20 protein-coding genes are annotated in these 21,349 nt (G+C 64.7%); 12 read left to right on the top strand and 8 right to left on the bottom strand.

Translation table 11 applies throughout. The features are described from left to right. Window positions 1-22 precede the first annotated feature (22 nt). The 4 genes from NCS28_RS09800 to NCS28_RS09815 all read left to right on the top strand — a co-directional run bounded on the left by NCS28_RS09800 (window position 23) and on the right by NCS28_RS09815 (window position 2,969). The gene (locus NCS28_RS09800; protein ID WP_250513633.1) at window positions 23-844 is read left to right on the top strand and encodes a helix-turn-helix transcriptional regulator; all 822 of its coding nucleotides are present in this window, start codon (window positions 23-25) and stop codon (window positions 842-844) included. Between the two features lie 173 nt (window positions 845-1,017). Next, window positions 1,018-1,707 carry an AzlC family ABC transporter permease gene (locus NCS28_RS09805; protein WP_250513678.1) on the top strand — a complete coding sequence of 230 codons (690 nt, stop codon included), beginning with the start codon at window positions 1,018-1,020 and terminating at the stop codon, window positions 1,705-1,707. Then, window positions 1,704-2,027, top strand: a complete 324-nt coding sequence (locus NCS28_RS09810; RefSeq protein WP_250513634.1) for an AzlD domain-containing protein — start codon at window positions 1,704-1,706, stop codon at window positions 2,025-2,027. The genes NCS28_RS09805 and NCS28_RS09810 overlap by 4 nt, the downstream gene beginning before the upstream one ends. Before the next feature lie 177 nt (window positions 2,028-2,204). Further along, complete coding sequence (locus NCS28_RS09815; protein WP_250513635.1) at window positions 2,205-2,969, top strand: DUF4088 family protein; 765 nt, start codon at window positions 2,205-2,207, stop codon at window positions 2,967-2,969. Between the two features lie 12 nt (window positions 2,970-2,981). On the opposite strand, the gene NCS28_RS09820 is transcribed toward NCS28_RS09815, so the two are convergent. The 3 genes from NCS28_RS09820 to NCS28_RS09830 all read right to left on the bottom strand — a co-directional run bounded on the left by NCS28_RS09820 (window position 2,982) and on the right by NCS28_RS09830 (window position 5,970). Continuing rightward, window positions 2,982-5,105, bottom strand: a complete 2,124-nt coding sequence (locus tag NCS28_RS09820) for an ATP-dependent helicase (protein WP_250513679.1) — start codon at window positions 5,103-5,105, stop codon at window positions 2,982-2,984. 150 nt (window positions 5,106-5,255) lie between these two features. Then, a complete protein-coding gene (locus NCS28_RS09825; protein WP_250513636.1) occupies window positions 5,256-5,513 on the bottom strand; it encodes a hypothetical protein in 258 nt (85 codons plus the stop codon). A 64-nt stretch (window positions 5,514-5,577) separates the two neighbouring features. Continuing rightward, window positions 5,578-5,970: a hypothetical protein gene (locus tag NCS28_RS09830; protein WP_250513637.1), complete on the bottom strand. Its 393-nt coding sequence runs from the start codon at window positions 5,968-5,970 to the stop codon at window positions 5,578-5,580. Between the two features lie 301 nt (window positions 5,971-6,271). On the opposite strand from NCS28_RS09830, the gene NCS28_RS09835 reads away from it, so the two are divergent. The 4 genes from NCS28_RS09835 (at window position 6,272) to fumC (ending at window position 11,641) form a co-directional block, all read left to right on the top strand. Further along, on the top strand, window positions 6,272-6,493 hold the full coding sequence (locus tag NCS28_RS09835; protein WP_250513638.1) for an RNA-binding S4 domain-containing protein: 222 nt from the start codon (window positions 6,272-6,274) through the stop codon (window positions 6,491-6,493). A 251-nt stretch (window positions 6,494-6,744) separates the two neighbouring features. Then, window positions 6,745-8,193: an MATE family efflux transporter gene (locus NCS28_RS09840; protein WP_250513639.1), complete on the top strand. Its 1,449-nt coding sequence runs from the start codon at window positions 6,745-6,747 to the stop codon at window positions 8,191-8,193. 335 nt (window positions 8,194-8,528) lie between these two features. After that, window positions 8,529-10,190 (top strand): phospholipase D family protein, encoded by a 1,662-nt coding sequence (locus NCS28_RS09845; RefSeq protein WP_250513640.1) that lies wholly within the window; start codon window positions 8,529-8,531, stop codon window positions 10,188-10,190. Between the two features lie 26 nt (window positions 10,191-10,216). After that, entirely contained in the window at window positions 10,217-11,641 is a 1,425-nt protein-coding gene (gene fumC, locus NCS28_RS09850; RefSeq protein ID WP_250513641.1) for a class II fumarate hydratase, read from the top strand. 342 nt (window positions 11,642-11,983) lie between these two features. Here the strand turns inward: fumC and NCS28_RS09855 are convergent, their stop codons facing one another. Both NCS28_RS09855 and NCS28_RS09860 read right to left on the bottom strand, forming a co-directional pair. Continuing rightward, window positions 11,984-12,505: an acyl-CoA thioesterase gene (locus NCS28_RS09855; protein ID WP_250513642.1), complete on the bottom strand. Its 522-nt coding sequence runs from the start codon at window positions 12,503-12,505 to the stop codon at window positions 11,984-11,986. Window positions 12,506-12,556: 51 nt separating this feature from the next. Beyond that, complete coding sequence (locus NCS28_RS09860; RefSeq protein ID WP_250513643.1) at window positions 12,557-12,700, bottom strand: hypothetical protein; 144 nt, start codon at window positions 12,698-12,700, stop codon at window positions 12,557-12,559. Between the two features lie 140 nt (window positions 12,701-12,840). Between NCS28_RS09860 and NCS28_RS09865 the strand changes: the two genes are divergently transcribed. Beyond that, window positions 12,841-13,590 carry an ArsR/SmtB family transcription factor gene (locus NCS28_RS09865; protein ID WP_250513644.1) on the top strand — a complete coding sequence of 250 codons (750 nt, stop codon included), beginning with the start codon at window positions 12,841-12,843 and terminating at the stop codon, window positions 13,588-13,590. A 134-nt stretch (window positions 13,591-13,724) separates the two neighbouring features. Continuing rightward, window positions 13,725-15,818, top strand: a complete 2,094-nt coding sequence (locus tag NCS28_RS09870; RefSeq protein ID WP_250513645.1) for a DUF6600 domain-containing protein — start codon at window positions 13,725-13,727, stop codon at window positions 15,816-15,818. A gap of 79 nt (window positions 15,819-15,897) precedes the next feature. Here the strand turns inward: NCS28_RS09870 and NCS28_RS09875 are convergent, their stop codons facing one another. Together NCS28_RS09875 and NCS28_RS09880 are read right to left on the bottom strand one after the other, a co-directional pair. Then, window positions 15,898-16,869 (bottom strand): thymidylate synthase, encoded by a 972-nt coding sequence (locus tag NCS28_RS09875; protein ID WP_250513646.1) that lies wholly within the window; start codon window positions 16,867-16,869, stop codon window positions 15,898-15,900. 152 nt (window positions 16,870-17,021) lie between these two features. Further along, complete coding sequence (locus NCS28_RS09880; protein ID WP_250513647.1) at window positions 17,022-18,401, bottom strand: sigma-54 dependent transcriptional regulator; 1,380 nt, start codon at window positions 18,399-18,401, stop codon at window positions 17,022-17,024. A gap of 655 nt (window positions 18,402-19,056) precedes the next feature. Between NCS28_RS09880 and NCS28_RS09885 the strand changes: the two genes are divergently transcribed. Together NCS28_RS09885 and NCS28_RS09890 are read left to right on the top strand one after the other, a co-directional pair. Beyond that, window positions 19,057-19,254, top strand: a complete 198-nt coding sequence (locus tag NCS28_RS09885; protein ID WP_250513648.1) for a hypothetical protein — start codon at window positions 19,057-19,059, stop codon at window positions 19,252-19,254. Between the two features lie 77 nt (window positions 19,255-19,331). Next, window positions 19,332-19,829: a dihydrofolate reductase gene (locus NCS28_RS09890; protein WP_250513649.1), complete on the top strand. Its 498-nt coding sequence runs from the start codon at window positions 19,332-19,334 to the stop codon at window positions 19,827-19,829. A 47-nt stretch (window positions 19,830-19,876) separates the two neighbouring features. Here the strand turns inward: NCS28_RS09890 and pmbA are convergent, their stop codons facing one another. Further along, window positions 19,877-21,247, bottom strand: a complete 1,371-nt coding sequence (gene pmbA, locus NCS28_RS09895; protein ID WP_250513650.1) for a metalloprotease PmbA — start codon at window positions 21,245-21,247, stop codon at window positions 19,877-19,879. Window positions 21,248-21,349 lie beyond the last annotated feature (102 nt).

The raw sequence follows: 21,349 nt of genomic DNA on the forward strand, positions 1-21,349 counted from the left end.
GCCTGTCTCGAAAAATCCGACGATGAACGCCGACCGTTTCCGCAACGCCGCACGCTACTGGCGCTCGCCGCTCGTGCCGGACGCGGACATGGTCACGGCCGAATACTACGATCACGAATTCTCCCCGCACTGGCACGACGCCTACACGGTGCCCGTCATCGAAGCGGGCGCGGAATGCTTCGACTATCGCGGCGCGCATCACGTCGCCGAAGCCGGCTCGGTGCCGGTGATCAATCCCGGCGAAGTGCATACGGGCGCGCGGGCCGTCGATGCGGGCTGGCGTTATCGCGTGTTCTATCTGCCGGTGCCGTTCGTCGAAGATCTTGCGCGCGATATGTCCGGGCGGCGGGAATCGTCGCCGTGGTTTCCCGACGACATCGTCCGCGATCCCGATCTCGCGCGGCGCCTGGTCGTCGCGCATCGACTGCTCGAAGACGGCGCGGATGCGCTTGCTGCGGAACTCGCGCTCGTCGACGCCGTGACGACGCTGCTCGGCCGCCACGCGCTGCAACGCCCGGACATCGCGCCGCTCGCCGCCGACGCGCACCGCGTCGGAACGATGAAATCCCGCCTCGCCGACGATCTGCTCGAACCGGTCACGCTCGCCGAACTCGCGCAGACCGTCGGTCTCTCGACCTTCCATGCGGCGCGTCTCTTCACGCGCGAAACCGGTCTCGCGCCGCACGCGTGGCGCAACCAGATGCGTATCGTGCGCGCGTTGCCGGCGTTGCGCGCGGGCGCCTCCGTGACCGACGTCGCGGCGGCGAGCGGCTTCACCGACCAGAGTCACTTCACGCGCCATTTCAAGCGCACGTTCGGCGTACCGCCCGGCCGCTGGCGCTGAGCGTTCCGGCGAGCCAGGAAAGCGCAAGAACGTACAAGCAGGCCGACCGACGTCTTGCGTATCCTCGCTTCCATAGGAGGAAAATCTTGAAAGCAACACCCGCTCAACCGTCCGCACCACCGCCCGGCCATGCGCTGCGCGAATTCGCCGCCGGCGCGCGCGACACCATTCCGATGATGATCGGCGCCGCGCCTTTCGGCGTGATCTTCGGCACGCTCGTCACCGCCAGTCCACTCACGCTCTGGCATGGCCAGTTGATGTCGCTCGCGGTGTTCGCCGGGTCCGCGCAGTTCATCGCGGTCGGGCTGATCGCGTCACATGCGAGCTTCGCCGTCATCTGGGCGACGACGCTCGTCGTCAATCTGCGTCACGTGCTCTATTCGGCGACGCTCGCGCCGTATGTCGCGCATCTGCCGCGGCGCTGGCGCTGGGCGCTCGCGGGCTTCCTCACGGACGAAGTCTTCGCCGTCGCCTACGCGCACTATCAGAAGCGCGCACCGGGCGAGACCGGACCACATTACTTCTTCGGCTCCGGCGTCTCGATGTATCTGAACTGGCAGTTGTGGACGCTCGCCGGCCTGTTGTTCGGCGCGGCGTTTCCCGGACTGAAGTCGCTCGGCCTCGACTTCGCGATGGTCGCGACGTTCATCGCTATCATCGTGCCGCAGTTGGTCGCCGTGCGCTTCGTCGCGGCGGCGCTCGCATCGGGCGTGCTGTCGTTCGCGTGGCAGGGCTGGCCCTACAAGCTCGGGCTGCTCGCGGCGGTGTTCGTCGGCGTCGCGGTCGGCATGCTGCTCACGCTGATGGAAAACCGTCCGCGCGAGAAAAGCCGCCTGAAGAACGCCAAGGAGCGCACGCAATGAACTACATCACGCTGATCCTCGGCATGGCGGTCATCACGTACGTGATCCGCGCCGCCGTGTTCGTGCTGGGCGAGCGACTGCCCTTTCCGCCGGTCGTGCGCGCCGCGCTCTCGTTCGTGCCGGTGACGGTGCTCACCGCGATCATCGTGCCGATGACCGTCTCGCCGCACGGCAACGGCGCCGAGATCACCTGGCGCAATCCGCAGCTCGTGGCGGCGATCGTCGCGATCATGGTTTGCGTGTTCACGAAACGGCCGCTCGTGACGATTGCCGTGTCGCTGGCGGTGTTTTTCGCCTGGCAGTTCGCCGTGCTGCGTTAAGCGTTTCCGGCCGGTCAATCATTGATCTACCGATAAGCGCCTTTCAAAAAGCCTCGAAGAATCCTCAAGTTCCCGGAAATCGCGCCGATATCAGAAACGAATGGACTCCGCCCTCAGAAGCGCAGCCGCAAGCATTGCCCGCTTCCGGACGAATCGGAAGCGGAACCGGGAACCAACATGCGTCAAATCACCCTTTCGTTACGCGACGAGACGATCGCTTCGCTGCATCGTGATTTCGAGGCGTTCATGCGTCTGTCGCTGAAGCTCGATCAGCAATTCGTCACGCCGACGTTCGAGGACTTCCTGCGCGCGAAGCTGCTCGACAACGACACGCCGCTCACTGAGCAAGCGGTGCAGCGCATGCTGACGCACGGCCAGTACGCGTGGGCCAAGCGCGCGCTCGACAAGGAGTTTCCCGACGTCGTCGAAATTCTGATCCGTCAGGCGGCCGAGCACGGATTCGCGTTCGCGATCCGCGCCGACTGGACCGCTGAGGATCTCATCAAGGCGTCGCGAGAATGGGCGACCGCGATCGTCACCGAGGCGAAGGGCGACGTGTCACAAGTGGACATGCTCGCGGCGCAGATCAAATCGGCGGCGGCGGATATCCGCGAAGTCGAGGAAAAGATGCAGACGCCCGCCTGGCGTCTCGCCGATTCGCTGCGCCAGCGCGTGTACGAAACGAAGATTTCCGTGGAGTCGAGCATCGGCTCGACCGCGCGCGAGAAGCTCGGCGAACTGCGCTGCCTGCTGCGGCTCGGCATTTTCTATGGGTCGATCCAGAAGCAGGAAGCGCAGCAGGTGCTGGAGTACCTGCGCTCGCTGCGGCCCGAGCTGTTCATCGAAGAGCCTTACGACGGCTTCACGCGCTTCGCCGCGTGGCTGCGCAGCATCTTCGCGCCTTCGCCCCGCGCGCCGCGGCCCTCGCGCGCGCAACGCTGAACGCGTTTCGACTCAGTCCCACATTCCCTTCAGGCGCGCCGCGATATCGATCTTCGCCTTCGCGGCCGCCGCCAGTCCCGCTGCCGTCGGCGCGGCGGGCGCGATGACCGGCGGCCACGCGGCCGCTTCGAAGTTCTGCATCAGATGCGGCGGGATGAAGCGCGTGCGCTGCGCCCAGACGTGCCTGTCGCCCAAATGCGTCTGGTTGTGCACGTAGAACCGCTGCGGCGTGATGATGTGCAGGTCTTCCTTTGCACGCGTCATCGCCACGTAGAGCAGACGCCGCTCCTCGTCGACTTCCTCGTCGCTGCCCGTGCCCAGATCGGACGGAATGCAGCCGTCCACGCCGTTCAGCACGAACACGTTGCGCCATTCCTGGCCCTTCGCCGAGTGGATGGTCGAGAGAATCAGATAGTCCTCGTCGAGCATCGGCACGCCGGATTCGTCGCTCGTCGCGTCGGGCGGATCAAGCGTGAGTTCGGTGAGAAAGCGCTCGCGCGTGGGATACGTCGACGCGATGCTTTCCATCTGCAGCACGTCGCCGATGCGGATCGCCGCGTCTTCGTGATTGCGCTCCAGATGCGGCTCGTACCAGCGGCGGATCATTTCGAACTCCGCCGGCCAGCCGGATTCGCGCCCGCAAAGCTTGGCCATCAGCCCGACGAAACGCGGCCAGTCTTCGGTGGCTCGCGCGGGCGCCTGAAAACCGGCGATCGCACGCGGAGCCTCGTCTTGCGCAACGCTATCCAGCAAACGCCCGGCGATCGCCGGACCGATGCCCGGCAGCAACTGCGCGACCCGAAAACCCGCGACGCGGTCGCGCGGATTCTCCGCCCAGCGCAGCACCGCCAGCACGTCCTTCACGTGGACGGAATCGAGAAACTTGAGCCCGCCGAACTTCACGAACGGAATGTTGCGCCGCGTGAGTTCTATTTCGAGCGTCGCGCTGTGATGCGCGGCGCGGAAGAGCACCGCTTGCGCCTTGAGCTTCATGCCCGCCTCGCGCGCCTCGAGCACGTTTTCGACGACATAGCGCGCCTGATCGGCTTCATCGGCGACGGAAACGACGCGCGGCTTCTGCGCCGACGCCTTGTCGGTCCATAGGTCCTTCGTATAGCGCTCCGACGCGAGCCCGATCACCGCATTCGATGCCTCGAGAATCGGCAGTGTCGAACGATAGTTGCGATCGAGCGTGACCGTCGCGGCGGGCGGGTCGAAATGGCCCGGGAAATCGAGGATGTTGCGCACGGTCGCGCCGCGAAACGAATAGATGGACTGCGCGTCGTCGCCGACGACCGTGAGGCCGCGCCCGTCCGGCTTCATCGCGAGCAGGATGGACGCCTGCAGGCGGTTGGTGTCCTGATATTCGTCGACGAGCACGTGATCGAAACGGCTTGCGAGATCCGCCGCCACCGACGGCTCTGCCGCGAGATGCGACCAGTAAAGCAGGAGATCATCGTAATCGAGCACGCTTTGCGCCTGTTTCGCGTTGACGTAGGCGGCGAAGAGACGCTTCAGATCGGCCTCCCATTCGCGGCACCACGGATACGACTGATCGAGTACGGTCGTGAGCGACACGCCCGTGTTCACGACGCGCGAGTAGATCGCGAAGCAGGTCGACTTCGCGGGAAAACGCTTCTCCTTCGACGACAAGCCGAGCTCGTGCCGCACCAGATTCATCAGATCGGCTGAATCTTCGCGATCGTTGATCGTGAACGACGGCGCAAGTCCGATGAGATCGGCGTAATCGCGCAACAGTCGCGCGCCGACGCCGTGAAACGTGCCCGACCACGTCAGCCCCTGCGCGATGGCGCTTTTCTTCCCAAGCGCGTTCATAGCGATGCGCGAGACGCGCCGCGTCATTTCGAGCGCCGCGCGGCGCGAAAACGTGAGCAGCAGAATGCGATGCGGATCCGCGCCCTTCACCAGCAGATGCGCAACGCGATGCGCCAGCGTGTTGGTCTTGCCCGAGCCCGCGCCGGCGATGACGAGCAGCGGCCCGCCCGCGCGACCCGGTTCATCGACGCCGAACTCGACGGCCTCGCGCTGCGCCTCGTTGAGCTTCGCGAGATAGTCGGCGACTTGTTTCGCGGTGGAATCGGCAGCGGCGTCTGCGGTGTCGGGAAGCGTGAGCACGTGAAGAAAGGCGGCGGGAAAAGAGTGACGCACACTGTATATCCATACAACCCGCGCGCGCAAGTCTTTGGCTCGCTTAGGCTTTTGGCCCCCAAATGCAACGAGCCCGGCTCGCGGGGAACCGGGCTCGCTTCGCTACGAAAGCGCGTGCTACTCGGCCTTCTTCGCGTTCTTCAACTTCGCGTCGGCGGCGGCTTCGTTGGCGTCGGACTGCGCCTCCGTCTTCTTCTTGTCGGCCTTGGCCTGCGCGACGGCCGCTTTCTTGTCGGCCTTCGTTTGTTCCTTCGCGGCCTTCTGATCGGCGGCGGTCGGTGTATCGGACGTCGTTTGTGCGAACGACGCCGCGCTCACGCTCGCGAACGTCCCCGCGATCAGCGCCGCCAGCAGCGCATTGGTTTTTCGATTCATGATGTCCTCCCCTTTTATGCGATGTCGCGAGCGCCGCGACGTGCGGCCTCGCGGCGCATGACGCTTAGTGTTGCAGGCCCGTGTCCTTCGGCGTGCTTGGCTCCGTCGCGTTCAGTTCGGCCTTCGCGGCGTCCTTGTCCGCCTTGCGATTGATCTTCGCGTTCTGCACCTCTTCCTTGTACTGCGCCTTTGCCTGCTGGCTCTGTGCCTTCAGCTCGGCCTTCGACGCCTTCTTCGACGCGCGATACTCGGCGTTCGCCTGCGCGTTCGCGTTGCGGCGCTGAACCAGCGGATCGGTCGGCGCGGGCGCTACGACGTTCTGCGGCGGCGGCGTCATCGGCTGCTGGGCCTGCATCGGTTGCACCGGCTCGGGCTGGGTCGCGGTCTGTGCGTAAGCGCCCGAAGCGGCGAGCGTGGCGATGGCGGAGCCGATCAAAAGAATACGTGCGCGAGTCATGAGCTAGTCCTCTCTTTAGTTGGCGTCGGCGGCGCTCCGATAACGGTGAAACGAGCGAACCGCGCGACTTTGTCGATTGGAAAGATGACCGAAGCTTCATCGATCAAACGTTCGGACCGGCGGACGATCAAACGAGTTCTCGAAAACCAGTCAATGTTACCGACGGTTTCATCTGGCTACATTTTCCAACCAGTTCACTTGCGATCGGATTACCGTTCCGGAAAGTCAGTTAGCATGGCACGTGCCCGGCGCGCGTATGCCCGTGGTTTATCATGGAGGCCTTTCCCGCTTCACCCGTCCCATGCCGCCACTCCAATTCACCCTCACGGGCGACTACGTCGAACTTCACAATCTGCTCAAGCTGATGGGCCTCGCCGATAGCGGCGGCTCGGCAAAGGCGCGCGTCGCGATGGGCGATGTCACCGTCGACGGCAAAGTGGAGATGCGCAAGACCTGCAAGATCCGCGCGGGCCAGAAGGTGAAGCTCGACGGCCAGACGATCCACGTGCGCGCGCCCGAGTAGCGCCGCGCCAGTTGCGCGCACGCGGCGCGCGCTTGAGAAATCCCGTCCATAAGCGATCGCGTCATCGACACGCCGCGCGCGACGCAATAAGCTAGTCGTCTTTCGTTCTGGTTTCAGCGCGGGTCTGTAGCGCCGGTTTTCCCGTCAGCGCACGTTTCGCGATGCGCTTCGCTTGGTCGCCCTTCCGCTTTCCAGTCCGCGACGCTCAGTGCACTGACTGATGCGCCGCCTTTGTCTTCATCCGATCAGCCATGCAACCGCAAGTCACGCGCGCCGCGCGCGCGCATCAAGGAACGCCGAGCCTCTCGCGACACGCCGTCGACACGGCGCGGCTCGCCGCGCCGCTCGCCATCGCGCAACTCTCGCAGATGGCGATGGGCGTCACCGACACCATCCTGCTCGGCTCGCTCGGCCCCGACGCGCTCGCCGCGGGCGGTCTCGGCGCGAACCTCTTCTTCGTCGTGGTGACGCTGCTGCAGGGCGTGCTGACGTCGGTTTCCGTGTCGGTCGCGCACGCGCGCGGCGCAAACGCCGACGACCGCGTGCCGGGCATCTACTGGACCGGGCTCGTGCTTTCGGTGCTGCTCGCCGTGCCCGCGTTCGTGCTGCTGAGCTACGCCCAGCCGATCCTGCTCGCGTTCCACGAACCGGCGACCCTCGCGAAGAACGTCGGCGAATATTGCGCGGTGTTGCGCTGGGGGACGCCGGGCAGTCTCATCGGCGTCGGGATGATGCGCGCGTTTCTGCCCGCGATCGGCGCGGCGCGCAGGCTCCTGTGGATCTCGATCGGCGGCGTGTTCGTCAACGGCTTTCTCAACTACGGGCTGATCCACGGCGCGTACGGCCTGCCGCGCGAAGGCTTTCTCGGTTCAGCCGCGGCGACCACTATCACCGTCTGGGGCATCGCGATCGCGCTCGTCGCGGTGCTGCATCTGCGTCCGCGCTACCGGCATTTCGTCGTGCGCGCGCGTCCGCGCCTGCCGCTGATGGGCGAACTCTTCGGCCTCGGCTGGCCCGTCGCGATCACCTACGGCGTCGAATCGACGCTCTTCCTCGCCACCGGCATGATGGTCGGCCTGCTCGGCGAAGCGTCGCTCGCCGCGCACCAGATCGCGCTCAACGTCGCGTCGGTCGCGTTCATGGTGCCACTCGCGATCGGCCAGGCGGCGAACGTGCGCGTCGGATACTGGGTCGGCGCGGGCGTGCCGGTCGCGGCGCGGCACGCGAGTTTCGTCGCGCTCGCGCTCGGCGTCGGCTTCATGATGTGCTCGGGACTCGTGCTGATCGCCGTGCCGCGCGCGATCGTGGGCCTGTATCTGCATCTCGACGATCCCGCCAACGCGAATACCGTGGCGCTCGCGGCGTCGCTGCTCGGCGTCGCGGCCGTGTTCCAGATCGTCGACGGCATGCAGACGGTCGGCTCCGGCTGCCTGCGCGGCCTGAAGGACACGCGCATCCCGATGCTCGCCGCCGCGTTCGGCTACTGGGGCGTCGGCTTTCCGACCGGCTATGTGCTCGCATTCCACTTCGAACTGGGCGCGAAAGGCCTGTGGTGGGGACTCGCCGCCGGTCTCGCGAGCGTCGCCGTGTTGATGACGCTGCGGTTTCATCGCATCAGCCGGCGCTTCATCGAGACGGGCATAGCGCCCCGTCCGCACGACGCCGATGCCGCGAGCGCCGCGCCGCACGGACACGTCTGATAAGCACCCGACGCGCGCGCCGATTTGCATAGCACGAATGCTTGGTTGGGCCGCGCGGCCCGCATTGCTACGATGAACCCGTCTCCTCCTTGAGACATCTGTGACAGGGGTTGTAAGCCCGCTTCAGCCAAGCGGGCTTTTTTTTGTTTTCAGCGTCCTCTTCCGCTCACTTGCGGGCATTCCGTCCGACCTTTTTCCGATTTCCCATAAAATAATTTCGAGACGCGCGGCGCGAGAACGCGCCTTGCTACATCGTGCCGTCCGTCGAATGAGTCAGGACGCGACGAGTCGCGACAAACTAAAAACGAGGAACCGAAGTGTCGGATAGCCGGGGGATGGGGGAAGTGACAGAGCGTGGCGCGAAACACGCCAGCATAGAACGAAGATTCGGCGTCATCTTGCGCAATGCCGTTATCGTCATCTTGACGACAGCGCTCGCCGCCTGTGCGACACGCCCGCCCGCGACGGCGTTCGATCGGCCGGTGAGCCACGCGCTGGCGTCGGGCGAAGCGACGCCGCTCGCTGACGCGCTCGCGCCGCTGGAACGGCAGCATCCGGATCAGTCCGCGGTGCGCCTGCTGCCGACGGGCACCGACGCGCTGCAGGCCCGCATCGCCCTCGCGCGCGCGGCGACGAAGACGCTCGACATGCAGTACTACATCGCCGAAGAGGACAACACCGGCAAGCTGCTGCTGAGCGCGGCGCTCTATGCGGCGGATCGCGGCGTGCGCGTGCGCATGCTCGTCGACGATCTGAACTTCAAGGACATCGACCAGATCATGGCGGCGCTCAACTCACACGACAAGATCGAGATCCGCGTGTTCAACCCGTACGGCAGCGCACAGCGCAGCTTCTCCGAGCGCACGCAGAATCTATTCACGAATATCGGTCACTTCACGCGCCGCATGCATAACAAGGCGATGATCGCGGACAACCAGATCGCGATCGTCGGCGGACGTAACCTCGGCGACGAATACTTCAACGCGAGCCCGACGCTGCAATTCCGCGATCTCGACGTCTTCGCCGCCGGCCCGGTGACACAGAAAATCTCCGCGAGCTTCGACGATTACTGGAACAGCTCGCTCGCCTATCCGCTGCGCGCGCTGAACAAGCAGAAATTCGATCCCGCGGAACTCGACAAGACCCGCGACGACCTGCGCGCGCACTGGCGTCAGCAGGCCGATCCGCTGAACGCGAAGCCGCTCAACGCGACGCCGCTCGCGCAGCAGATCGCGCGCGAGGAAATGGGCCTCGTGTGGGCGCCGACGGAATTTCAGGTCGATTCGCCGTCGAAGATCGAGCATCCGAGCGACGACTACAAGAGCCCGCCGATGCAGCGGCTCATCGACCTGCTGAAGGATGCGCAGAACGAATTTCTCATTCTCTCTCCCTACTTCGTGCCGCACGTCACGGGCGTGAACGCGCTCGGCGACCTGACCAAACGCCATGTGCGCGTCGCGGTGCTGACCAACTCGCTCGCCGCGACCGATGCTGTCGCCGTGCAGGCGGGCTACGCGCCGTATCGCATTCCGATGTTGCAGAACGGCGTCGAACTGTACGAATTCAAGCCGATCCAGGCCGAAGGCGAAAGCAGCCCGCGCGCGGGTCTGTTCGGCTCGCAGTCGCGCGCGAGCCTGCACGCGAAGGCCTATGTGATCGATCGGAGTATCCTCGTGATCGGCTCGATGAATCTCGATCCGCGCTCGGCGAAACTGAATACCGAACTCGCGCTGGTGATTCACAGCAAGCCGATCGCCGAGGAAGCCGCCAGACTGTTCGCGAACGGCATCTCGCCGAAGATGAGCTGGCGCGTGCAACTGGCAAGCACGGCGGTCACCGAGGAGCTGTGCCGCACGGGCGCGCCGCAGTCGGGCCTCGTCTGGACCACCGAGGCGAACGGCAGCCTCGTCACCTACAATTTCGATCCCGAGGCAGGTTTTTATCGCAATGCGATGACGGGCATCTTCATGCTGCTGCCTGTCGACAAGCAGCTTTGATCCAACTTCGTAAGGGAACTCCGGCCATGACAGAAAGTGCGAAGGGCGACGTACGGATGGAGAAGGACACGTTCGGCGAAATCGCCGTGCCGAACGACAAACTCTGGGGCGCGCAGACGCAGCGCTCGCTGCAGAACTTCAAGATTTCGACGGAAAAACAGTCGCCCGAGCTGATCACGGCGCTCGCGATCATCAAGCACGCGGCCGCCGAGGTGAACGAAGGGCTGAAGGTGCTCGATACGAAGAAGGCGAAGGCGATCGTTCAGGCAGCCGAGGAAATCATCGACGGCAAGCATCCCGATGAATTTCCGCTCGCCGTGTGGCAGACCGGCTCGGGCACGCAGACCAACATGAACCTCAACGAGGTGATCGCCAATCGGGCGAGCGAGATCTTGGGCGGCGCGCGCGGCGAAGAACGGCTCGTGCATCCGAACGACGACGTGAATCGCGGCCAGTCGTCCAACGACGTGTTTCCGACCGCGATGCACGTCGCCGCCGCGATGGCAATCACGAAGCATCTGATTCCGTCGTTGAAAACATTGCGCGATACGCTCGACAAGAAGGCGAAGGCCTTCGACAAGATCGTGAAGATCGGCCGCACGCATCTGCAGGACGCGACGCCGCTCACGCTCGGACAGGAGTTTTCAGGTTACGTCGCGCAGCTCGATCAGGGCATCCGGCACGTCGAGGCGACGCTGCCGCATCTGTATCAGCTTGCGCAAGGCGGCACGGCGGTCGGCACGGGATTGAACGCGCATCCGGAGTTCGCGGTGAAGGTCGCGGCGGCGATCGGCAAGCTGACCGGCCTGCCCTTCGAGACCGCGCCGAACAAGTTCGAGGTGATGGCCGCCGCCGATGCGCTCGTCGCCGCGCACGGCGCGCTGAAGACGGTCGCCGCGGGCCTGATGAAGATCGCCAACGACATCCGCTGGCTCGCGAGCGGGCCGCGCTGCGGGCTCGGCGAACTGTCGATTCCCGAGAACGAGCCGGGCAGCTCGATCATGCCGGGCAAGGTGAACCCGACGCAGTCCGAAGCCGTGACCATGTTGTGCTGCCAGGTGTTCGGCAACGACGTTGCGGTGAATTTCGGCGGCGCGAGCGGCAACTTCGAGCTGAACGTGTTCCGGCCGATGATCGCGCATAACGTGCTGCAATCCGTGCGTCTGCTCGCGGACGGCGCGCAGAGCTTCAACGACAACTGCGCGGTCGGCATCGAGCCGAACGAGAAGCGCATCGACAGTTTGCTCAACGAATCGCTGATGCTCGTGACGGCGCTCAATCCGCATATCGGCTACGACAAGGCCGCGCAGATCGCGAAGAAGGCGCACAAGGAAGGCACGACGCTCAAGGCCGCCGCGCTCGCGCTCGGGCATGTGACGGAGCAGCAGTTCGAGGAGTGGGTCAAGCCGGGGGAGATGGTGGGAGCAAGTAACCCGCACGCCGCGGCCTGACGTCAGATCCGGCGGTTCGGAGGTCTCACGAAGGGACCTCCCACGGATTGATCACGCTGACGCCGCAGGGCGCGAAGTCGGCCGCGTTCCGTGTGACGTTGCCATGCCATGAGCGAGCGCCGTGGCGGCGACGTACGCATCCCGCTCAGGGCGCGGATCCGGGACATACAACCTGGCGCAACGCTGCGCCACGCTCGCATCGAGCGGCAAAGTCCGCTCCGCGAATTCAGGCACGACACGAGTGCGCATCCACATGCGAAGTCGCTCTCCTTGCTCGGCGTCGCGCCGCGCCATGCCGACAATGCCTAGCTCGAACTCGAACGGTGTCACGGCTGAGATAATTCAGACCTTCCCCGCCGCAACCTCTTCCGGCTTCAATTCGACGATCGCGTCGAGCGCATCCTTCACGTCCATCGCGTATTTCGCGAGGCGCTTTTCCTCTTCCGTCTCGGGCACGAAGGAAGGCACGGGCGTCGGCTGGCCTTTTTCATCGACGGCGACGAAGACCATCAGGCAGTCGGTCGTCTGCTGAAGCTCGCCGACTTTCGGATCGCCCGCATGCACGGAAATGTGAATGTGCATGCTGGTGCGCCCGGTCGTGACCACGCGCGCGCGCAGTTCCACCAGATTGCCGACGAGAATCGGCCGCCGAAAACGGATGTTGCCGACGCTCACCGTCACCGCGTAACGCCCGGACCACATCGCGGCGCAGGCATAGGCCGTTTCGTCGATCCATTTCATCAGCGCGCCGCCGTGCACCTTGCCGCCGAAATTCACCGACGTGGGCTCGGCGAGAAAGCGAAAGGTGGTTTCGGCGCGGCTCTTGGGGACCGCGGGAATGGGAGACGAACTCGGCGTATTCATGGGGATGCCTGTCTGGTGCGCGAATGAACGCCGATTATAGGGTCGGCAAACTCAGTCGTGGACGGTGATGCCCTGATCGATGGTGCCGTACATCGTGATGCTTCCGCCGCCGCCCGCCGATGAGGACGGGCCGCCCGCGCAGCCCGCACAGAGCACGAGAACGCCGATCGCGATCGCGAGAATGAATCTGGACATGGAAATGCTCCCGCCTGAGATGCCAGCGGTCATTCTAGCGCCGCGCTTCGTGCATCGACGTTTCAGCGCGCGGTGAAACATCGGATGCGGGGCCGCGCTAGAGTGATACGTCGATTACCACGCCCGATGAGGACATCGCCATGAATTCCGCCTTCGACAGCGCCGATTCCCGCGTGCGCCATTTCCCGGGACTGTCGCGCATCGGCGCGCTGATCGCCGATCCCGGGCGCGCCGCGATGCTCTGGTCGCTGATGGACGGCACCGCGCGCCCCGCCGGCGAACTGACGATGATCGCGGGGCTGTCGCCGTCGGCGGCGAGCGGGCATCTCGCGCGTCTGACCGAAGGCGGGCTGCTTGCGCTCGAAGTGAGCGGGCGGCATCGCTATTACCGCATCGCGACGCCGGATATCGCCGCGGCCATCGAAGCGCTCGCCAATCTCGCGCGGGCGAGCGCGCCGCAGCGTACGCCCGAACGCCCGCCTTCGGCCGTGCCGGTCGAGATGCGTTTCGCGCGCACCTGCTACGACCATCTCGCGGGCGAACTGGCCGTGCAGATCTTCGATGGCATGATCGCGCGCAACTGGCTCGCCGCCGCCGACGATCACGCACAGGTTCATGGCCCCGCCGCACTCGACGCAACGCCCGAAGGCGCGCAGGCGTTCGCCGAACTCGGCATCGACCTGAAGGCGCAACGCGCGCGGCGGCGTCGATTCGCGTGCACGTGCATCGACTGGAGCGAACGCCGGCCGCATTTGGGCGGCGCGCTCGGCGCGGCATTTCTCGAAGCGTGCGAGTCGCACGGCTGGATCGAGCACACGTCCAAACGGCGCGTATTGCGCGTGACGCCGGCGGGGCATCGGCATTTCGAAGGGTTCCTGTCCATGCGATAAAGCTTTGTTACGCGCACCTGCGCGCCGTTACAAACGGCATCGTACGGATACAGGCTCGGGCGATACATTGATCCGACAGGCTCGCGGACCGGTCGCGTCGAACAGGACGCACGCGCGGCCGCCGGAGAAATACGATGAAAATCAAGACCATCGCGGCCGCTACGTTGTGGGCGCTCGTATCGTTGACGGGGACTGGCGTGTTTGCGCAGACATCGCCCGCGCAGGCGCCGCAGTCCGGGCAAGGCGATCCGCCCGGACGCATCGCGCGCCTGAACTACATGGCGGGCACGGTGACGACCGAGCCCGCGGGCGCGTCCGACTGGTCCTATGCGCAGATCAACCGCCCGCTCACGACAGGCGATCAACTCTGGAACGACGAGAACGCGCGCTCGGAACTGCACATCGGCTCGACGGCGGTGCGGCTGGGTTCATCGACGGCTCTTTCGGTCCTCGCCCTCGACGACGACACCGCACAACTCAAAGTCGCCCAGGGCACGCTGTCGACGCGGGTGCGCGAACTGCCGCCCGGCACGCGCTATGAAATCGACACGCCGAATGCCGCGCTCGCCATCACGGCGCCCGGCGACGTGCGCGTGGACGTCGCGCCCGACGGCCGGTCGACGACGGTGACCGTGCGAAGCGGCGGCGTCACAGCATATGGCGACGGCGGCTCGGTGCAGCTCGCGGGCGGCCAGCAGATGACGTTCGAGGGCACGAATCTTCAACAGGCATCGGCGAATGCGGCGCCCGCGCCCGACACGTTCGACCAATGGGCGGCGAGCCGCGATGCATCCGAGGATCGCTCGGTCTCGGCACGCTATGTATCGCGCGATATCCCCGGCTATCAGGATCTCGACGCCAACGGCACGTGGCGCACCGATCCGTCGTACGGGCCGGTCTGGGTGCCGAATGCGGTTTCAGCCGACTGGGCGCCGTATCGACAGGGGCACTGGGCGTGGCAGGATCCGTGGGGCTGGACCTGGATCGACGACGCGCCGTGGGGCTTCGCGCCATACCACTATGGGCGCTGGGAGTACGTCGGATCGCAATGGGCGTGGGTGCCCGGCCCGATGGCCGTGAGCGCGCCGCCCGCCTATTCGCCCGCGCTTGTCGCGTTCGTCGGCGATGGCGGCAGCAGCGTCGACTGGAACGTTGCGTTGACTGTCGGCGGGATGGCGGCGGCGGGCGTCGCGTGGTTTCCGCTCGGGCCGGGCGAGGCATGGCGGGCGCATCGCGATGGCTGGAGCCCGCGCTATTACGAGCGCGTGAATCGCAATGTCTACGTCAACAACACGTACGTCAACTATCGTGCGCCGCGTGGGCTGACGGCCGTGCCGACGAACGCATTCGTGCATGGTCAGCCGGTCGGACGTCAACCGTGTACGGTCGATCCGTCGCGCTGGCGCAATCCGCGTTTCTTTGCGGGCTCGCCGGGCATCGCGCCGACGCGCGACAGTTTCGCGCCCGGTGCCCGACGTGCGGATTATCGGCCGCCGCAGGGTGGATCCGGACGTCCGGTGGTCGCGACGCGCGCGCCCGTTGCGCCGCCGGCTTTTCATGATCGATACGTACAGCAGATGCGCGATGCGCATGACCCCGGCGCTCGCAACGAGCAAGTGCATCTCGTGGCGACGCACGGGCCGGCGCGTTCGGTCATTGCCGGGGGTGCGCCGCCTGCGTCCGTACAGAACGTACAGAACGTACAGCCGCATGGTAATGGCGTCCCGCATCCGCCGCGGGCATCGCCGTTCGGCGGCGGCGATCCGCGCTTTGCTCAAGGCGATCCGTCTCCAGCGCACGGGCACGGTTTCCAGAACGGGCCGCGTGCGCCGCAGCAGGCGTTTGCGCGAGGCACGTTGCCCCAACGAGCGCAGCCGCAGATGGCGCCGCACATCGATCATCACAGCGCACCTAACGTGCCGACGCAGTCGATGCAACCGCAGCCGAACCACGCGCCGCATGTCGATCCCGGCGCGCCCCATCCACCGACGCAGCCCGCGTTCGCACAACACGCGCCCCCTGCACCGCAACAACATCAGCCGCCGCCCGAGGCATATCGTCAAACGCACGTCGAGCAGCCGCGTCGCGAGATGCCCCCGCCTCGTCCGCACCAGGAAGCACAGCGGCCTCCGTTCCGTCCCGAGCCGCCGCATCAGGAACCTCATCAGCAACCTCAACAAGCCCAGCAGCCGCAACACGGCGGCGGCAACGAGCATCATCGAAGCTAAGGCGTATAAGGACGCGGTAAAAGAAAACGCGCGGCCCGAAGCCGCGCGTTTTCACATGCAAAAGAACCAGACCGCCCGCTCAAACCGCCATCGGCGCCGTCAGCGGATCGTGATGCTTATACCCTTCCAGCGCGAAATCCTTAGGCTCGATCTTCTCCAGCCATTCCGGCTCGTAGCGCTTCGTGACCGCGTAATCCGGTACACGATCGGAGATGATCAGTTGCGGCGACGGCAACGGCTCGCGCTTCATCTGCTCGTGCAGCATATCGAGCTGATTCTCGTAGATATGCGCATCGCCGATGAAATACGTGAACCAGCGCGGCTTGAATCCCGTCAGCCGGCCGACAAGATGCAGCAGCGCCGCGCCTTCGGCCAGATTGAACGGCGTGCCGAGCCCGACGTCATTGCTGCGGATGTAAAGACACAGCGAAATCTCGCGCGTCACCGCGTTCGGGATGAACTGATACAGCAGATGGCACGCGGGCAGCGCGATCTCGTCGAGCTTCGCCGGATTCCATGCATGGAACAGAATGCGCCGGTCGGTCGGACGCTCGATGATCGTGTCGAGACACTGGCGCAACTGATCGATGGCCTTGTACAGCAGCACCTGTTCGCGCCCGTTCTCGACGAAGCTCGTCACGAGCTGGAAGCCGCGATTGGTGGCGTCGGCGATCTGATCGCCCGCGCAGGCGTCGACGAGCTTGTACGCGGGCCATTTGCGCCACTGCACGCCGTAGACGTCGCCGAGATCGTCCGGGCCTTGCCGGTACGGATTCTCGAGCCATTGCGGGTTCTCGTTCGCGTTGGCGTCCCAGACTTTGCAGCCGAGCGCGCGAAAGTCCGCCGCGCTCTTCGACGCCCGCAGAAAGCCCACCAATTCGCCGATCGCGGATTTGAACGCGAGCTTCTTCGTCGTCACGGCCGGAAAGCCTTGCTGCAAGTCGAAACGCAGCATCGCGCCGGGAATGCCGATCGTGCGGATGCCGGTGCGGTTTTCCTGCCAAGTGCCGGTATCGAGAATCGTCTGGACGAGCTCGAGATACTGTTTCATTCGATGTTCCCTGGGGTATGCCGCGCGCCCTCGCGAACGGAAGGCGTAAAGACGAGATTTTACCAAGCGCCGGGTGCCGCCGCTCAGTGCCGCGGCATGAAAAAACGGGCGCCTCGAAGCGCCCGTCCGGTGTTGGATCGCGGCGGCGGCTGTCAGCCGCGTGTGGCGTGCTCCGACGGCGCATCGACCTCAATGTGACGCATCCCATGCGCGCTCAATAGTCGATACAAGGTCACGCGCGAAATGCCCAGCTCGTGCGCCGCGTCGCCGAGGCGTCCGCGATGGCGCAGCAGCGCGAGTTCGATCGCCTGCCGCTCGGCCGCCTCGCGCGCCTGCGCGAGCGAAACCGGCGCCACTTCGACGTACTCGCCGAGTTCGAGATCGCGAGCCGTGATCTGCCGCCCTTCCGACATCACGATTGCGCGCCGCACGCGGTTGATGAGCTCACGCACGTTGCCCGGCCAGCCGTAGTTGTGGATCGCGGCGATCGCATCGGGCGAAAAACCGCGCAAGCGCCGGCTCGCGTCCTTCTTGAAGCGGTCGAGCATATGTTTCGCGAGCAGTTCGATGTCCTTGCCGCGCGCGCGCAGCGGCGGCTCGTCGATCTGCAGCACGCACAGGCGGTGATACAAGTCCGCGCGAAAACGCCCTTCGATCATCGCGGTCTGCATGTCGACGTGCGTCGCCGAGATGATGCGCACGTCCACCGGCGTCGAGCCATGACCGCCCAGGCGCTCCACCTTGCGTTCCTGCAGGAACCGCAGCAGGCTCGCCTGACTTTCGAGCGGCAGGTCGCCGATTTCATCGAGGAACAGCGTGCCGCCGTTGGCCGCTTCGACGCGGCCGATCTTGCGCTGATTCGCGCCCGTGAATGCGCCCCGTTCGTAGCCGAAGAGCTCCGATTGCAGCAGATGCGCGGGAATTGCGCCGCAGTTGATTGCGACGAACGGCTGATCGCGGCGTGCGGAACGCTCGTGGATGGCGACGGCAGTCAGCTCCTTGCCGGTGCCGGATTCGCCCGAGATGAACACGGGCGCGTCGGTCATCGCGACCTTGCGGATCGAGCGGAAGAGCGCGAGCATCGCGTCGCACGAACCGACCATTTCGCCCTCGGCGCGGCCTTCGCTGCGTGAGTCATGCGACGCGGCGTCGTGCAGCGAAACCATGCCGTAAGCATGACCGACGGAATCGACGATGCGGTCGTTCGACGTCGGCAGCGTCACGTAATCGAAGCAATAGTCGCGTATCAGGCGCCGCACGGCGGCGTCTTCGAGCTGGCCGGCAACGGTGGCCGCGACCCAGCCCACGTTGGTCATCGTGAGCGACGATTCGAATGCCGCCAGTTCGTGAGATTCGAAATGACTCGACAGATCCAGCAGCCCGCCGGTCGCCAGATCGCTACGCAGCGCCTTGCGCGTGTCGCGCGCGCTCGCGACGATTTCGATATGCCAGCCGCGCTCCTCGAATCGCGCGCACAGCGTCTCGCTTGGATCGCGAGTCACATAGATGAGTTGCCGCCGAGCGACGTCCATTATTCAGATCCTTTGTTCAACATTCGTTGAAAAGGTCACGTAGTTCAGGCTCGCACTACATCGCAGACTTCGTTGCCCTCGCACGTTACTCGCAAACGTCTGGAGAGGGACTTGCATTCGATACGACGCCCCCGGAATACAGCGCGACACATCACGCACTCTTCCACGAAACCCTTTATGTCTGATTCTGTGCCGTTTTTGAGAGACTACTATAACCCAGAAACCCCGAAAACAAATATCGCGAGAGCCGCGGGATTAGCCACAAAACCTTGATAGGACGGGGCTGGCAAGAATTTCTCACACGATTATTAAAAACTTTGCGCACAATTTAATAAGACAAAAGCTTATACCGAATTCGTGAGAACTTCATGTTTTTCTGCCTTCATGTTTCAGCAGTGAAACATTTTCACCCAGTTTTTCGCATTGCGGGTGCTTCTCATTTTGGCAATTCGTTGCGTGGCAAAGCTTTCCGGTACATGGCACACAATTCGCTCGCCTAGATGCCTGTCGGAAGGTAAGAAATACTGTCTAAAGAACGAGCGTTCATATTTCTCCCGCATTCATCTTCAGCTTAATCGTCCATACCGGCCGGACGATTACTTTATTTCCGGTTCTTTCAGCTCCGGGAATAGTTACCTTGGGTTATGTCGTTACGATGGCACTCGATAGTTCTTTCAAGCGCGAGAATTCAGGCGACGCGCAACAAAACGGCGAAGGCGCTGACGAATCGGACGTGACGAGCGAGTCCGTCATTCGCCCGACGAGTTCGGGCGTCAGCGTAACGCTATGGGACGAATTCGCGCCCGCCCCGACTCACACGCCGCCCTTCGCCGACGATTCGTTGCAGGCGTGAGTCCGCGCGAAAGCGTCGGTTAGAATCGAGACCCCGGCGGCGCGGCTCGCGCGCTTCCTTGCCTCGACTTCCCTCACATGACGACGCTGACTCTGATCGTCGCCCGCGCGCGCAATGGCGTGATCGGACACGACAACCAATTGCCCTGGCGCCTGCCCGAAGACCTCGCTTTCTTCAAGCGCACGACGATGGGCGCGCCCATCATCATGGGCAGAAAGACGCATGAATCGATCGGCCGGCCGCTGCCGGGGCGACGCAACATCGTCATATCGCGCGATGCCACGCGGCGCTACGAAGGCTGCGACGTCGTGACGAGTCTCGAAGCGGCGCTCGCGCTCGAACCGGCGAAGGAAGCGTTTCTGATCGGCGGCGCGCAGTTGTATCGCGATGCCATCGGGCGCGCCGACAAGATGATCGTCACCGAGATCGACGCCGATTTCGACGGCGACACGCTCTTTCCGGCGCCCGACCCGGAACTGTGGCGCGAAGTGTCCCGCGAGCCGCATCGCGCGACGGCGCCGAACGATTTCGCATTCGCGTTCGTGACCTACGAACGCATTGCGCCTTCGGAATAAAAAAAGGCTCCGGCACGCCGGAGCCTTTGTCCTTCGACGGACGCGGATCACTGTCCCGCGATCGTCATCCGTTCGATCAGCACCGAGCCGATTTCCTTCGTGCCGCGCACGACGGTATCCGCGCCGATCGCCTCGATGTGGCGGAACATCTCCTGCAACGTGCTCGCGACGGTGATTTCCTCCACCGCGTGCACGATCTTGCCGTTCTCGACCCAGAAGCCCGACGCACCGCGCGAGTAATCGCCCGTCACGTAATTCACACCCTGCCCCATCAGCTCGGTCAGCAATAGGCCGGTGCCGAGCTTCTTCAGCATCGCTTCGAAATCGTCTTCAGGCTTCGTGTGCGTGCTCTTCATCGTCAGATTGTGCGAGCCGCCCGCGTTGCCGGTCGTCTTCATGCCGAGCTTGCGCGCCGAGTACGTCGACAGGAAATAGCCCTGCACGACGCCATCCTCGACCACGCTGCGGCGCTGCGTGCGCACGCCTTCCTCGTCGAACGGCGCGCTGCCCATGCCGCCCTTCAGATGCGGATCCTCGACGATCTGGATATGCGGCGCGAACACCGGCTTGCCGAGGCTGTCGACGAGAAACGTGGTCTTGCGATACAGCGCGCCGCCGCTCACCGCCTGCACGAACGCGCCGAGAATGCCCGCCGCGAGCGGCGCCTCGAAGAGCACGCGGCACTTGCGCGTGTCGAGACTCCTCGCCCCGAGGCGTGCGAGCGCGCGCTCGGCGGCGTACCGCCCGACTGCTTCGGGGTCGGCGAGGCCGGCCGCGTCGCGTCTGGACGTGTACCAGTCGTCGCGTTGCATGTCGCGGCCCGCTGCCGCGATCGGCGCGCACGCGATGTAATGCCGCGAGTACGGATAACCCGCCATGAAGCCGCGCGAGGTCGCGAGCACGAATTGCGAATGCTGCGCGGAGACGCTTGCGCCTTCCGAGTTGGTCACGCGCTTGTCGACGGCGAACGCGGCGGCTTCCGCGCGGCGCGCGATCTCGGCGGCTTCGTCCGCATCGATGTCCCACGGGTGATAAAGATCGAGGTCTTGCGGCGCCTTCTCGAGGAGCTCCGCTTCGGCGAGGCCCGCCGCGCTGTCCTCGGCCGTGAAGCGCGCGATGTTGTATGCGGCGGCGACCGTGTCGCGCAGCGCGTCGCGCGTGAAGTCGGCGGTGCTCGCATTGCCGCGCTTCTTGCCGATGAAAACGGTCACACCGACCATCTTGTCGCGATTGTGTTCGATCGTCTCGACTTCGCCGCGCCGCACGCTCACGGACAGGCCGTCGCCTTCAGAGATCTCGGTGGCGGCATCGCTCGCGCCGAGTTCCTTCGCGTAACGCAGGATGTCGGAGGCGATCTCCTTCAGTTCGTCCTGCGTATGCGGGAAGTAGCGTTGCTTGACGTCCATGTCTGCTGCCATTTTTGGTTGCCTTTGGAAGTCGGGCGGCGTGCGCCCGCGCATGTCGTGGTTGCTTCGGAATTTCCGGCCGGATGCCCACGCAATCGGGCATCGAGCGACGGA

This window comes from Caballeronia sp. INDeC2, assembly GCF_023631325.1.
GTDB lineage: Bacteria > Pseudomonadota > Gammaproteobacteria > Burkholderiales > Burkholderiaceae > Caballeronia.

What these genes read in the sequence shown, in the direction of transcription:
- NCS28_RS09800 (WP_250513633.1), top strand. Translation starts at nt 23, where the DNA reads ATGAACGCCGACCGTTTCCGCAACGCCGCACGCTACTGGCGCTCGCCG.
- NCS28_RS09805 (WP_250513678.1), top strand. Translation starts at nt 1,018, where the DNA reads ATGATGATCGGCGCCGCGCCTTTCGGCGTGATCTTCGGCACGCTCGTC.
- NCS28_RS09810 (WP_250513634.1), top strand. Translation starts at nt 1,704, where the DNA reads ATGAACTACATCACGCTGATCCTCGGCATGGCGGTCATCACGTACGTG.
- NCS28_RS09815 (WP_250513635.1), top strand. Translation starts at nt 2,205, where the DNA reads ATGCGTCAAATCACCCTTTCGTTACGCGACGAGACGATCGCTTCGCTG.
- NCS28_RS09825 (WP_250513636.1), bottom strand. Translation starts at nt 5,513, where the DNA reads ATGAATCGAAAAACCAATGCGCTGCTGGCGGCGCTGATCGCGGGGACG.
- NCS28_RS09830 (WP_250513637.1), bottom strand. Translation starts at nt 5,970, where the DNA reads ATGACTCGCGCACGTATTCTTTTGATCGGCTCCGCCATCGCCACGCTC.
- NCS28_RS09835 (WP_250513638.1), top strand. Translation starts at nt 6,272, where the DNA reads ATGCCGCCACTCCAATTCACCCTCACGGGCGACTACGTCGAACTTCAC.
- NCS28_RS09840 (WP_250513639.1), top strand. Translation starts at nt 6,745, where the DNA reads ATGCAACCGCAAGTCACGCGCGCCGCGCGCGCGCATCAAGGAACGCCG.
- NCS28_RS09845 (WP_250513640.1), top strand. Translation starts at nt 8,529, where the DNA reads ATGGGGGAAGTGACAGAGCGTGGCGCGAAACACGCCAGCATAGAACGA.
- fumC (WP_250513641.1), top strand. Translation starts at nt 10,217, where the DNA reads ATGACAGAAAGTGCGAAGGGCGACGTACGGATGGAGAAGGACACGTTC.
- NCS28_RS09855 (WP_250513642.1), bottom strand. Translation starts at nt 12,505, where the DNA reads ATGAATACGCCGAGTTCGTCTCCCATTCCCGCGGTCCCCAAGAGCCGC.
- NCS28_RS09860 (WP_250513643.1), bottom strand. Translation starts at nt 12,700, where the DNA reads ATGTCCAGATTCATTCTCGCGATCGCGATCGGCGTTCTCGTGCTCTGT.
- NCS28_RS09865 (WP_250513644.1), top strand. Translation starts at nt 12,841, where the DNA reads ATGAATTCCGCCTTCGACAGCGCCGATTCCCGCGTGCGCCATTTCCCG.
- NCS28_RS09870 (WP_250513645.1), top strand. Translation starts at nt 13,725, where the DNA reads ATGAAAATCAAGACCATCGCGGCCGCTACGTTGTGGGCGCTCGTATCG.
- NCS28_RS09875 (WP_250513646.1), bottom strand. Translation starts at nt 16,869, where the DNA reads ATGAAACAGTATCTCGAGCTCGTCCAGACGATTCTCGATACCGGCACT.
- NCS28_RS09880 (WP_250513647.1), bottom strand. Translation starts at nt 18,401, where the DNA reads ATGGACGTCGCTCGGCGGCAACTCATCTATGTGACTCGCGATCCAAGC.
- NCS28_RS09885 (WP_250513648.1), top strand. Translation starts at nt 19,057, where the DNA reads ATGGCACTCGATAGTTCTTTCAAGCGCGAGAATTCAGGCGACGCGCAA.
- NCS28_RS09890 (WP_250513649.1), top strand. Translation starts at nt 19,332, where the DNA reads ATGACGACGCTGACTCTGATCGTCGCCCGCGCGCGCAATGGCGTGATC.
- pmbA (WP_250513650.1), bottom strand. Translation starts at nt 21,247, where the DNA reads ATGGCAGCAGACATGGACGTCAAGCAACGCTACTTCCCGCATACGCAG.